At 73.6% G+C, this 13,004-nt stretch carries 9 protein-coding genes; 4 read left to right on the top strand and 5 right to left on the bottom strand.

What is annotated here, in order from left to right:
• Positions 1–82: 82 nt before the first annotated feature.
• Positions 83–1,258 carry an adenylyltransferase/sulfurtransferase MoeZ gene (moeZ, locus tag LN037_RS08370; RefSeq protein WP_230751478.1) on the top strand — a complete coding sequence of 392 codons (1,176 nt, stop codon included), beginning with the start codon at positions 83–85 and terminating at the stop codon, positions 1,256–1,258.
• Between the two features lie 85 nt (positions 1,259–1,343).
• On the opposite strand, the gene LN037_RS08365 is transcribed toward moeZ, so the two are convergent.
• Positions 1,344–2,771 (bottom strand): cation:dicarboxylate symporter family transporter, encoded by a 1,428-nt coding sequence (locus LN037_RS08365; RefSeq protein ID WP_230751477.1) that lies wholly within the window; start codon positions 2,769–2,771, stop codon positions 1,344–1,346.
• A gap of 117 nt (positions 2,772–2,888) precedes the next feature.
• On the opposite strand from LN037_RS08365, the gene LN037_RS08360 reads away from it, so the two are divergent.
• On the top strand, positions 2,889–3,572 hold the full coding sequence (locus LN037_RS08360) for a response regulator (RefSeq protein ID WP_230751476.1): 684 nt from the start codon (positions 2,889–2,891) through the stop codon (positions 3,570–3,572).
• Here the strand turns inward: LN037_RS08360 and LN037_RS08355 are convergent.
• Positions 3,504–5,147 carry a sensor histidine kinase gene (locus tag LN037_RS08355; RefSeq protein WP_230751475.1) on the bottom strand — a complete coding sequence of 548 codons (1,644 nt, stop codon included), beginning with the start codon at positions 5,145–5,147 and terminating at the stop codon, positions 3,504–3,506. The two genes, LN037_RS08360 and LN037_RS08355, sit on opposite strands and share 69 nt — an antisense overlap.
• A gap of 215 nt (positions 5,148–5,362) precedes the next feature.
• On the opposite strand from LN037_RS08355, the gene LN037_RS08350 reads away from it, so the two are divergent.
• Positions 5,363–9,253, top strand: a complete 3,891-nt coding sequence (locus LN037_RS08350; RefSeq protein ID WP_230751474.1) for a glycosyltransferase — start codon at positions 5,363–5,365, stop codon at positions 9,251–9,253.
• 162 nt (positions 9,254–9,415) lie between these two features.
• On the opposite strand, the gene LN037_RS08345 is transcribed toward LN037_RS08350, so the two are convergent.
• Both LN037_RS08345 and LN037_RS08340 read right to left on the bottom strand, forming a co-directional pair.
• A complete protein-coding gene (locus LN037_RS08345; protein ID WP_230751473.1) occupies positions 9,416–10,468 on the bottom strand; it encodes an MBL fold metallo-hydrolase in 1,053 nt (350 codons plus the stop codon).
• 14 nt (positions 10,469–10,482) lie between these two features.
• Positions 10,483–11,196 (bottom strand): 2-keto-4-pentenoate hydratase, encoded by a 714-nt coding sequence (locus LN037_RS08340; RefSeq protein WP_230751472.1) that lies wholly within the window; start codon positions 11,194–11,196, stop codon positions 10,483–10,485.
• Between the two features lie 617 nt (positions 11,197–11,813).
• On the opposite strand from LN037_RS08340, the gene LN037_RS08335 reads away from it, so the two are divergent.
• The gene (locus LN037_RS08335; protein WP_230751471.1) at positions 11,814–12,077 is read left to right on the top strand and encodes a hypothetical protein; all 264 of its coding nucleotides are present in this window, start codon (positions 11,814–11,816) and stop codon (positions 12,075–12,077) included.
• On the opposite strand, the gene LN037_RS08330 is transcribed toward LN037_RS08335, so the two are convergent.
• Positions 12,071–12,973: a 1,4-dihydroxy-2-naphthoyl-CoA synthase gene (locus tag LN037_RS08330; protein ID WP_230751470.1), complete on the bottom strand. Its 903-nt coding sequence runs from the start codon at positions 12,971–12,973 to the stop codon at positions 12,071–12,073. The genes LN037_RS08335 and LN037_RS08330 overlap by 7 nt on opposite strands.
• Positions 12,974–13,004 lie beyond the last annotated feature (31 nt).

The raw sequence follows: 13,004 nt of genomic DNA, 5'->3' as shown, positions 1-13,004 counted from the left end.
GGCCGCCGCACGTCGGGAACACCGCGCCGACGCATGGGGTTGAATCGGGTCGAGCAGTCGTCCTAGAGGAGCTGAACGCGCGATGGCAACCCTGCCGCCCCTGGTCGAGCCGGCCGCCGAGCTGACGAAGGAGGAGGTCGCCCGCTACTCGCGGCACCTGATCATTCCCGACGTCGGCGTCGACGGCCAGAAGCGCCTGAAGAACGCGAAGGTCCTGGTGGTCGGTGCGGGCGGGCTCGGCAGCCCGGCTCTGCTCTACCTGGCCGCCGCCGGTGTCGGCACCCTCGGCATCGTCGACTTCGACGTCGTCGACGAGTCGAACCTGCAGCGTCAGGTCATCCACGGCCAGTCCGACATCGGCAAGCCGAAGGCGCAGTCGGCCAAGGAGTCGGTCGCCGAGATCAACCCCTTCGTGCAGGTCAACCTGCACCAGCAGCCGCTGGACGCGTCGAACGCGCTGGACGTCTTCCGCGACTACGACCTCATCCTCGACGGCACCGACAACTTCGCCACCCGCTACCTGGTGAACGACGCCGCGGTGCTGCTCGGCAAGCCCTACGTCTGGGGCTCGATCTTCCGCTTCGAGGGCCAGGTCTCGGTGTTCTGGGAGGACGCCCCGAACGGGCAGGGCCTCAACTACCGGCACCTCTACCCCGAGCCCCCGCCGCCGGGCATGGTCCCGTCGTGCGCCGAGGGCGGCGTGCTGGGCGTCCTGTGCGCGTCGATCGGCTCGATCATGGTCACCGAGGCGATCAAGCTGATCTGCGGCATCGGCGACACGCTGCTGGGCCGGCTCAAGGTCTACGACGCCCTCGACATGGAGTACCGCGAGGTGAAGATCCGGCGCGACCCGAACGCCACGCCGGTCACCGAGCTCATCGACTACGAGGCCTTCTGCGGCGTCGTGTCGGACGAGGCGCAGTCGGCGGCGGCCGGGCACACCATCACGGCGGTGGAGCTCAAGGAGAAGATCGACGCGGGCGACAAGTTCGAGCTGATCGACGTCCGCGAGCCGCACGAGTTCGAGATCGTGAAGATCCCGGGCGCGAAGCTCATCCCGAAGGACAAGATCCTTTCGGGCGAGGCGTTCTCGGAGATCCCGCAGGACCGGCAGACGATCCTGTACTGCAAGTCCGGCGTCCGGTCCGCCGAGGCGCTGTCCGCGCTGCACAACGCCGGGTTCTCCAACGCCGTGCACGTGGGTGGCGGGGTGACCGGCTGGGCGCAGCAGGTCGACACGTCGCTGCCGACGTACTGAGGTCCGTCCGCCCGTAGTTGAACGAAGGGCCCCCTCGGTCGATCTACTCGACCGAGGGGGCCCTTCGCTCGTGCGGGGACCGGCGTCAGGCGGACGCGCCCACCGGGGTGCGGTCCTTCGACTCCGTCTCGTCGTCCTCGCCGCCGTGCGTCTCCTGCTCGATCGCGTCGCGGACGAGCGACGGGTCGTTCAGGGCGGCGTGGAAGCGCTCGTCGTCGCGCTCGCCGCACCAGCCGGCCACGACCATCACGGCGACGGTGTTGCCGATGACATTGGTCAGGGCGCGGCCCTCGCTCATGATGCGGTCGATGCCGGCGATGATCGCGATGCCGATGGCGATCGACTCCACGGTGTAGAACTCGCCGCCGAAGGCCTGCAGCGACGCGGCCAGCGTGATGAGGCCGGCGCCGGAAACGCCCGCCGCACCCTTCGAGGTGAGCAGCATCAGCGCGACGAGGCCCAGCTGCACGCCCCACGGCAGGTCCTGGCCACCGGCCTGGGCGATGAACAGGGCGGCCATCGTCAGGTAGATGCAGGTGCCGTCGAGGTTGAACGAGTACCCGGTCGGCAGGACCATGCTGACCGTCGAGCGGGACGCGCCGGCCGCCTCGAGCTTGGCGAGCAGGCGGGGGAGCACGGTCTCCGACGACGAGGTGCCGACGATGATGAGGATCTCGTCCTTGATCATCCGGATCAGCTTGAAGACGTTGAACCCGGAGATCAGGCAGACCACGAACAGGACGCCGAAGACGAAGATCGCGCAGGTGGCCCAGAAGGTGACCATGAGCGAGAGCAGGTTGGTCAGGCTCTCGCCGCCGAGGGCACCGACGGTGTAGGCGATGCCGCCGAAGGCCGCGAGCGGCGCCAGGAACATGATCATCCGGATGATGCCGAAGATGACCTTGGCGACGAGGTCGATCCCGCCGACGACGCGCTTGCGCAGCGCCGGGGCGAGCATCGACGTGGCCGCGGCGACGAGGATGGCGAGCACGAGGACGCGGAGGATCTCGTTCTCCACGAACGGCCCGAGGAAGCTCTCCGGGAGCAGCGTGCCCTGGATGAAGTCGAGCGCGCCGCCGCCCTGGGCGCCCGCGGCGATGTCCTCCTGCGCCTCGGCGAGGGTGGCGGGGTCCGGCGGGATCTGGGGGAACCCGGCGCCCGGCTGGACGATGTTGACCACGACGAGCCCGAGGCCCAGCGCGATCAGGGTCATGAGCAGGAAGTAGGCGAGCGCCCGGCCCGCGATGCCCCCGGCGGCCGCGAGGTTGCCGATCGAGGCGATCCCGACGATCACCGTGCAGAAGATGACCGGGGCGGTCACCATCTTGATCAGCTGGATGAAGATGTCGGGCAGGACCTTGAGGTCGGAGGCGAAGTCCGGCGCCAGGAAGCCGACGACGATGCCCGCGACGATGCCGACGATCACCCAGAACCAGAGCTGCTTGTAGACACCGCCCCGCCTGGTGCCCGACGGCGGGGGATCGGTCGGCGGGGCCGTGGTGGGCGTCGACATCGGTGTCTCCTTCGTGCGGACGTGGTACAGCTCTCATGCAATGCCGTGAGGTTAGGAACACCCGACCCGCTGGACCCAGGTCGCGCCATCCGAACTTGAGGAATCTTTGAGCTGCCGATGAAGGTCTTGCTCGTCGAGGACACCGAACCGGTCCGCGACGCCCTGGCGAAGGTGCTGCGCGCGCAGGGCTGGCGCGTGGGCACGGCGTCGAATGGCGTCGCCGCCGTCGCCGCGGTCGGCGACGAGGTCGATCCGCCCGACCTGGTCCTGCTCGACCTCGGGCTGCCCGACCTCGACGGCATCGAGGTGTGCCGCCGCATCCGGGGGCGGTCGTCGGTCCCGATCATCGCGGTGACGGCGCGCGGCCACGACAGCGCGCGCGTGATGGGCCTGCGCAGCGGCGCCGACGACTACGTGGTCAAGCCGTTCTCGATCGACGAGCTGCTCGCCCGCATCGACGCCGTGATGCGCCGGGTCTCCGGGCACGCCCTGGTCTCCACCATCACCGTCGGCCCGCTCGAGATCGACCTCGCGGCTCGGTCGGCGCACGTCGACGGCGCCGAGATCGCGCTGCGCCGCAAGGAGTTCGACCTGCTCGCCGCGCTCGCCCGGCGCGAGGGCAAGGTCGCCACCCGCGAGGAACTGCTCGACGACGTGTGGGGCCTGGCTCCCGACGACCACGGCGCCGACGCCGGCGGGCGCACCCTCGAGGTGCACGTCGCCGCGCTGCGCTCACGCCTCGGCGTGCCCGGCCTCGTGGTCACCGTGCGGGGCGTGGGCTACCGGCTCGCGAGCCCCTGACGGCGACACCGCGGGCAGCTCCACGACGAAGCCGGTCCCGGCCCCGTCGACGCCGGGACCCGTCGTCACCGTCCCGCCGCGCCGCTCGACCACCCGCGCCACGAGGGCCAGGCCCAGTCCACGCGGCCCGCCCTCCTTCGTCGACCACCCGGCCCGGAACGCCGCCTCCGGATCGGCGAGCCCGGGCCCGTCGTCGGCCACCCGGATCGTCAGCCCGCCGGCACCGTCGGCGAGGTCCAGCGCGACGACGCCCCGGCCCGCCGTCGCGAGCACCGCGTCCAGGGCGTTGTCGACGAGGTTTCCGACGATCGTCACGAGGTCGTCGGTGCCGTCCGCGACCGACGTCCGCCCCGTCACCCGCAGGTCGACGCCCCGGTCCCGGGCGTCCGTGGCCTTGTCCAGCACCAGGGCCGCCAGGGCGGGGTCGGCGATCCGTTCGCGGAGGTCGGCACCGAGGTCGGTGATGTCGCGCGTCCAGCGGACGGCGAGCTCGCGGGCGTCGTCGTGGGCCCCGAGCTCGATGAGGGTCGACACCGCCTGCAGGTGGTTCGCGTGCTCGTGGGCCTGGAAGCGCAGCGCGCCCGCGACGGAGCGGGCGTCGTCGAGCGCGCGCATCACCTGCTGGACCTCGGTGCGGTCCCGCAGCGTGATCACCCAGGAGTCGTCGGTCCGGGTCCGGTTGACCAGCAGCAGCCGCTCGCCCACGAGCAGCGACTCGTCCGACACGGGCGTCGGGTCGGCCAGCCGTGCCGCCAGCGCCGGGTCCACCCCGAGCTCCGCGAGGGTCTTCCCGACGATGCCTCCCCCGCCCTCCCCGGCCACCTCCAGCAGGCGCGTCGCCTCGTCGTTCACCACGACGACGCGGTCGTCCGCGTCGAGCACCAGCAGCCCCTCGCGGATGGCGTGCAGCACGGCCTCGTGGTGGCGGTGCAGCGCGGTGATCTCCGCCGGCTCGAGGCCGAGCGTGTCGCGCCGCACCCGCCGGGCGGCCAGCAGCGCGAGCCCGAACCCGATGCCGATCGCCGCGACCGCCCCCAGCGCCAGGTACCCGAGCTCGCGCAGCACCCGCGAGAACACGTCCACCCGCAGCAGGCCCACCGCCACCATCCCGACGACGGGCGCGGTCGCCGACCCGGGCTGCGCGCGGACCGGCACGATGGCCCGCACCGAGGGCCCCAGCGTCCCCGGGAACGTCTCGACCAGCGTCTCGCCGCGCGCGGCCGGGGCGAAGGTGCCCTGGTAGGTCTGCCCGATGAGCGACCGGTCGGGGTGGGTGAGACGGGTGCCGTCCGGCGTCATGATCGTGACGAACGAGGCGTCCGCGTCGGCCCGGACGGCCTCCGCGGCGGGTTCGAGCGCGGCGACGTCGCGGGCCGCGACCGCCGGCGGCACCCCGGGCGCGACCGCGAGCGCGGTGGCGAGCCCGAGCATCCGGGCCGCCTCGTCGTCCTCCACGAGCGACCGCGTGCTCACCGCGCTGACCCCGGCCGCGATGAGCACCGTCAGGAGCACCGTCACGATCTCGACGACGAGCAGACGGCGGACCAGACGGGACCGGCGGCGGGGGGCGGGCACGGGAGAACCGTGACGGTGCGCACGACCACCCCGCAAGTCCGGCGGAGGCGCTGCACACCGTGACGACGTCCGGGACGAACCGGACGCATCGCCCGGAGGTGATGACCCACCGTGAACTGGCACTGTCAGGCTTCCGTGGCGTGACCGGACCGAGATGTCACACTGCGGACACGGTCACGGTGCGTGGCCCATCGAGCGAGGGCGGGTGAACGCGCGTGGCACGGAGGTCGGCTCCCGGGCGCACCGGGCCGTCGTTCGGGACGTGGCTCGTCGTCGTGGTGCTCGGCCTGCTCGTGGCGACGGTGCTCGGGGTCACCGGCCTCGTCAACGCCACGATCGGCAACGACGCGAACCACGACCAGGGCGACAGCGCCACCGTCCCGCCGTCGGTGTCGCGCGGGGGCACCTTCGTCGACGGACGGGTCGATCCGGCCCGCTCGACCGGGCTCCCGCCGCGCACCATCGCGCTGACCTTCGACGACGGGCCGGACCCGACCTGGACCCCGCAGATCCTCGCGGTGCTCGCGAAGCACCGGGTGCCGGGCACGTTCTTCGTCGTCGGCTCGCTCGGCGTGCGCCACCCCGACCTGCTGCGCCAGATCCGCGCCGCCGGCAGCGAGATCGGCATCCACACGTTCACCCACGCCGACCTCTCCCAGGTCCCGCGCTGGCGCCTGGAACGCGAGCTCGGCGAGACCCAGCTCGCGATCGCCGGGGCGACCGGCGAGACCACCTACCTCGTCCGGCCGCCGTACTCGTCCACGCCCGACGCGATCGACGACCGTGCCTACGCCGCCGTCCTCGAGTCGGGGCGCGACGGCTACGTCAACGTCTTCACCGACGTCGACGGCGAGGACTGGCAGCGCCCCGGCGTCGACGCGATCATCCGGAACGCGACGCCGCGCGACGGCGTGGGCGCGACGGTCCTGCTCCACGACGCCGGCGGCGACCGCTCGCAGACCGTGGCCGCGCTCGACCGGCTGATCCCCGAGCTGCAGGCCCGGGGCTACCGCTTCGACACCGTGACCGGCGCGGTGGGCGCCCCCGGCGCGCACGCCCCCGCCTCGGACCGTGACCGGCTCGTCGGCGGCGGTCTCGTCGAGGCCGTCGACCTCGCGACCGGCACCGTCCGGGTGCTGCAGGGCCTGCTCATCGGCGTCGGGCTCATCGTCGTGGTGCGGCTGCTGCTGACGCTCGTCGTCGCGCGCCGCCACGCCCGTCGTCGGCGGGACCCCGCGTTCTCCTGGGGTCCGCCGCCCACCACGGCGCCCCCGGTGTCGGTGATCGTCCCGGCCTACAACGAGACCGAGAACATCGAGGCCACGCTGCGCTCGATCCTCGCGAACGACCACCCGCTGGAGATCCTCGTCGTCGACGACGGGTCCACCGACGGCACCGCGGAGCTCGTCGAGTCGCTCGCGCTGCCCGCGGTGCGGGTGATCCGCCAGCCGAACAGCGGCAAGCCGATCGCGCTGAACACCGGCGTCGCGCGGGCGCGCCACGACCTCGTCGTGATGATGGACGGCGACACCGTGTTCCAGCCGGACACGATCGCCCGTCTCGTCGCGCCCTTCGCGGACCCCGGGATCGGGGCGGTGGCGGGCAACGTCAAGGTCGCGAACCGCGCCGCGTTGATCCCGCGCCTGCAGCACATCGAGTACGTCGTCGGCTTCGGCGTCGACCGGCGCGTGCAGGACACGCTGCGCGCCATCACGACGATCCCGGGCGCGGCCGGGGCGTTCCGGCGCGAGGCCGTGCTCGAGGTCGGCGGGCTCTCGCTCGACACCCTCGCCGAGGACACCGACCTGACGATCGCGCTCGGCCGCGCCGGCTGGCGCGTGGTCTACGAGGAGCGGGCGGTCGCGTGGACCGAGGCGCCGACGACGTTGTCGCAGCTCTGGCGCCAGCGCTACCGGTGGACGTACGGGACGATGCAGGCGGTCTGGAAGCACCGGCGGTCCCTGCGCGAGCGCGGCGCGTCCGGGCGCACCGGGTGGCTCGGGCTCGGCCACATCGGCCTGTTCCAGGTGCTCTTCCCGCTGGCCGCGCCGCTGGTCGACGTCTTCTTCGTCTACGGCCTGCTCTTCGGCGACGCCGCGCTCACGCTCGTGCTGTGGGGCTCGATGCTCGCGGTGCAGACCGCGGCGGCCGCCTACGCGTTCCGGCTCGACGGCGAACCGATGGGGCCGCTGTGGGTCGCCCCGGTGCAGCAGGTCCTCTACCGGCCGTTGATGTACGCGGTGCTGCTGCGCTCGCTGCTCTCCGCCGTGACCGGGGGACGGGTGCGCTGGCAGCGGATCCAGCGGCTCGGTGCGCTCAAGGCGCTCATGCCGGGGCAGGCGGCGCCGGTGCCGGTCGCGGTCCCGGCGGCGGCCCCGGTCCCCGGTGCGGGCCATGCGTCACTGCGTGCACCCGGAGCCAGGGACGCCACGCCGTCGAAGCCGGCCGCACCCGCCGTCGGGAAGAGTGACGAGAAGCCCCTCGAGCGGACGCGGTGGCTCGACGTGCTCCGGGCGATCGCGCTCGTGCGCGTGATCGGCTACCACGTCGTCGGCTGGGGCTGGCTGTCGTTCGTCTTCCCGTCGATGGGCGTGATGTTCGCGCTCGGTGGATCGCTGATGCTCGCGTCGCTGGCGCGGACCGAGGCGGTCGACGTGATCGGTCGGCGGCTCAAGCGCCTGCTCCCGCCGTTCTGGCTGTTCGGCCTGATCGTCGTGCCGATCATGGTGTGGCACGGGTTCGGGCCGGACGAGACCCCGAGCGCGTCGGAGTGGCTGTTCTGGTTCGTCCCGGTGCTCGACCCGCCGGGCAGCGAGTGGGCCGGCGACGCGACCGTCGTGCTCTGGTACATCCGCACCTACCTGTGGCTGGTGCTGCTGACCCCCGCGCTGCTGTGGGCCTGGCGCCGGCGGCCGGGCGTGGCGATCGCCGTGCCGCTGGCGCTCGTCGCGCTGGACGCGGTGCTGGGCGGGGCGGTCCGCGACTTCGGGGCGGTCGGGACCGCGCTGATCGACGCGTCGATCTTCGCCGGCTGCTGGATGCTCGGCTTCGCCCACCGCGACGGGTCGCTGCGGCGCATGCCGTGGGGCTGGGCGCTGCTCGCCGCGGGGACCGCGATCGGCGCCGGGGTCGCGTGGGCGCTGGCCAACCCGGCCGGCGACAACGGCATCGACCTCAACGACATCCCGCTCGGCCAGGCGCTCGTCTCGCTCGGCGCGGTGCTGCTCGTCCTGCGCTACACCCCGCGTCTGGCGTGGCTGGAGCGGATCCCGCTGCTCGGCCGCGTGATCACGGTGATCAACGCCCGCGCCGTGACGATCTACCTCTGGCACAACGTGGCGATCGCCCTCGCCCCGATGATCGACGACCGCTTCGACTGGACCGGGACCGGCTCGCTCGTGGGGACCGCGGTGGTGCTCACGGTGGTGTTCGCCCTCGGCCTCGGCTGGATCGAGGACCTCGCCGCCGGCCGTCGCCCCGCGCTGATCCCCGGGCCCGCCCAGCGGCCGTTGCGCCCGCGCGGTCCGCGCCGCGAGGCGCCGCGTCCGCCGGAGATCCCGGCGGGCGGGATGGTCGTGCCGGCCGAGACGCAGGAGAGCCCGCTCGCCGCGCTCAACGCGCGTCGACCGGCGTCGGACTTCCGCCGCGACCCGCGCTTCCGGGCGCCGCTCCCGGTCCCCGACTCGCGTCGCGCGGGCCCGTCGTCGCTGCCCGGCCCCGCAGTGCGTCCGCCCTTCCCGACGCCGGGTGCCCGGACTCCCGGCGTGCCGACGCCGCCGCCCGGCGTCGCGGACGTGCGGCGATCTGCGCCACCGGTGACGCACTCCGCCGCACTCGCCGAGCCGGAGCGGACGGCCACGACGCGCCGCGCGCCCGAGCCGGACGCGGTGACCGGGGTGGTCGGGCGGGCGCCGACGGGTCGGCGCCGGCTCATGTCGTTCGGCGAGGACGCCCCGGCCCCGCAGACGTCTCAGTCGCCGCCGTCCGGCCGGCGCCGCCGCGCCGACGACACTTCGCCACCGCCCTCGACGCGGCCGGGGAGCCACCGGTCGGAGTCCGGCGACGGGCGCACGAACCTGGACGCGCCGAGCCGTCACCGCCGCTGAGGCGCGTGGGGCAGCGTCCGGCGCCTCGCGGCGGTCCGGGGGCGACGCCGACCGTGTGGGTCGGACCGAGTCGCCGCGACCCGGCTGCGCCGCCGTGGTCCGGCCCTTCGGGAGCCCGCTCGAGGTGAGTGGGACATGAGGCAGCGTCGGGCGGGAGTCCCGTCAGGCCGCGAACGTGTACCGGCTGCCGACCGCGCCCGGCACGAAGGAGTCGCCCAGCTCCTGGGCGAGCCGCATCTGCGCCCGCCAGCCGGTGCAGTGGGCCGGCACGACGACCTCGGGCGCCAGGTCGACGAGCGCGGCCACGGTCGGCTCCATGATCCGTTCGAAGCCCGGACCGGTGAGGTGCAGGCCGCCGAGCAGGGCGTGGAGCCGGTCGTGCCCGGTGAGGCGCAGCGCGTGGCGGACGATGTTCACCGCGCCGGCGTGCCCGCAGCCGGTGAGCACCACGAGGCCGAGCCCACGCACGTCGACGACCAGGGCCTGGTCGTCGACGATCCACGGGTCGGGGGTCCAGGCGTCGTCCACCAGGGCCTCGTGGAAGGGCATGCCCTGCTCGAAGTCGGTGGTGCGGTCGACCTCGCCGGTGACGAGCACGCTCCCACCGAGCAGGAACGACGGGTCCCGGCGCTCGATCAGCTCGATCCCGTCCCCGACCAGCGCGGCCCGGTCGAGCTGCGGCATCGCGAAGGGCTCGGCGCCGGGCGGCGCCAGCCGTCGCCGCGTGAACGCCACCGGGTGCAGCACCAACGGGCTCGCGGCGCGCCCGAGCCAGCGCTCCAGCCCGGGGAATCCGCCGGTGTGGTCGGCGTGGCCGTGCGAGAGCACCACCGCGCCGATGTCGGTGGGGTCGACGTCCAGCCGCCGTCCGTTCGTGGCCATCCCCTCGGGGGAGACGCCCGTGTCGAAGAGCAGTGTGTGGTCGTGCCCGTCCCGCGTCACCGTGACCAGGGCCGAGAACCCGTGCTCGGCGATCAGCCCCGGCCGCGCGAGTCCGTCGACGTACTGACCGGCCTCGAGCCCGGGGCCGGTGCCGAGCCGCCCTCGCGACACCCCGGGCGCCTCGGCGAGCAGGGCGTCGAAGGAGTTGTCGACCAGGACCGTGATCGTCAGGGCGTCGACCGGTTCGAGCACCACCGGGTCGACGGCCTCGGCGACGACGGGTCGCGGGGCTGCGAAGGCGACGGCGGCGGGGTCGGGCGCCTCGGTGCACACGGGTGCTCTCCTCCTCAGGGCCGGGTGGTGACGGTCAGTTCCGGACCACCGGTGACGCTCACCGTCCACCGCTGACCCGGTTCGATCCACGGCGGGTCGACGAGCGTCCCGGTCGTCACGATCTCGCCGTCGGCGACGGGGGCGGCGCCCGGCAGGTCGGCCAGCGCCGCGAGGGCCTGCCGCGGGCCGCCGAGGGCGTTCGCGCCCCGACCCGTCGTCGTGAAGGAGGGGCCGGACAGGGTGACCTCGACGTCCTCCAGCCCGTCGACGGGCAGCCGCGGACCGAGGACCAGCATCGCGTGCAGGCCGAAGTCGGCGACCGCCTCGGCGGGGGAGAACCGCCATCCGAGGTGGTGGCTCGCCACGATCTCGATGCCGATCGCGGCCCAGGCGATCTCCGGGTACCTCGCCACCCCGACGACGATCTCGGGCTCCAGCCGCGGCTCCGGGAGCGTGCCGAGGGCGAGGCTCGTCGTGCGGGTGAGCGTGGTGTCGTAGACCGGCGCCCAGATCGGTCGGTCCAGCCCGTGCGCGTCCCACAGGGCACGGTTGGTGAAGCCGATCTTGCGTCCGACCCGGCGGTTGCCCCGCTCGGCCAGCCGGCGCTCGAGCTGCGCTGCGACGGCGTACGCCGCGTCGAGGTCCAGGTCGGGGTCGCGGGGGACCCGTGCGCCCGTCTCCCGCGCCTCGAGCAGCCGGTCGGCCCGTCGGTCCTCCATGGCGGTCATCGATACACCCTCGACCCGTGGCGGTCGGCGTGGCGGTCACGCGAGTGCGTCGGACCGGACGATCGGGGCGCACCGGCGCCTCGTCGGTCGAGGTCTCGCCCGTCCCGGGGTCGTCGGTCCGGGTCCCGTCGAAGCCGAGCTCCTCGTCGTCCGGCTCGTCGTCACGGTCGTCGAGGTGGGGCCGCAACACCTCGTCGCAGTGCTCGCGCAGCTCCTGCGCGACGTGCATCGGGTCGGTGGCCGCGGCGATGCAGGTCAGGAACTCCTCGGCCTCCGCGAGGGCGGCGTCGCCGTACCCGTCGGCGGCCAGTGCAGCCAGCTGGTCGAGCACGGCGCGCACGCCGGGCCCGCCGATCGCGCCCGCCGTGACGGCGCGCGCGAGCAGCGGCAACCCCGAGTCGGCCAGGGTCGCGGCGAACTCGGTGCGGGGGTCGGAGGCCAGGTCCTGCGGCATGATTCGAACACTAGTACGAGGGTCCGACAGTCACGGGTGCTCGAAGGCCCCATCGCGACGGGGCTCTCCGGGACGAGCGCCGTGAGGACCGTGTCGACGTAGGAGCGGGCGTCGGTGGGGGCCACTTCCGGAGTGGGCGGTCCCGGTCCTCGGCGCCCGACAGGTGCCGGCGCTGCTGTGCGGCATCCGGCCCGCGCGAGGCCCGCGCCGGACCGCTCCGGACGAGCTCGCCCGGGCGGTGGACACCGGGGCCTTCGACTGCGCGGTGTCCCTGCGGTGCGAGCGGGATCGCGTCGTCGTCACCACTGTCGGCACCCCGCACGATCTCCGGGGCCGCTTCTTCCTGGCCACCGCGGGCCGCGTGCACCCCTACGTCGTGCGGGCGGTGCTCGACCGGGCCGCGGCGGTGCTGGGACCGGGTCAGTAGTACCAGGGGAACGGCGCCCAGTCGGGCGTGCGCTTCTCCAGGAACGACTCCTTGCCCTCCACGGCCTCGTCGGTCATGTAGGCCAGGCGCGTGGTCTCCCCGGCGAAGAGCTGCTGGCCGACGAGCCCGTCGTCGATCAGGTTGAACGAGTACTTGAGCATCCGCTGCGCCTGCGGGGACTTGCCGAGGATCTCGCGCGCCCACTGCAGCGCGGTGGTCTCCAGCTCCGCGTGCGGCACGACCTCGTTCACCGCGCCCATGTGGTGCATCTGCGCGGCGGTGTAGGTCCGGCCGAGGAAGAAGATCTCCCGGGCGAACTTCTGCCCGACCTGCCGGGCGAGGTAGGCCGAGCCGTACCCGCCGTCGAAGGAGCCGACGTCGGCGTCGGTCTGCTTGAAGCGGGCGTGCTCGGCCGAGGCCAGCGTCAGGTCCGACACCGCGTGCAGCGAGTGCCCGCCGCCGGCGGCCCACCCGTTGACCACCGCGATCACGATCTTCGGCATGAACCGGATGAGGCGCTGGCACTCGAGGATGTGCAGGCGGCCCGCCCGGCCGCGTTCGTCGGCGGACACCTCGGTCTCCGACGACGCGTACTGGTAACCGGTCCGGCCACGGATGCGCTGGTCGCCGCCGGAGCAGAACGCGTGCCCGCCGTCGCGCGGCGAGGGGCCGTTGCCGGTGAGCAGGACGACGCCGACGTCGGCGGAGGTCCGCGCGTGCTCCAGCGCCGTGGCGAGCTCGTCGACCGTGTGCGGCCGGAACGCGTTGCGGACCTCCGGCCGGTCGAACGCGATGCGCACGCAGCCGAGGTCGACGGCGCGGTGATAGGTGATGTCGGTGAAGTCGAAGCCCTCGACCGGACGCCAGGCCGAGCTGTCGAACAGCGGTTCGTCCACGGAGCGACCCTAGGCGGCCGGACCCGACCCC

It is taken from the genome of Actinomycetospora soli (assembly GCF_021026295.1).
GTDB lineage: Bacteria > Actinomycetota > Actinomycetes > Mycobacteriales > Pseudonocardiaceae > Actinomycetospora > Actinomycetospora soli.
The sequence above is the reverse complement of the archived record's forward strand: the minus strand, read 5'-3'. Positions and strand labels throughout refer to the sequence as shown.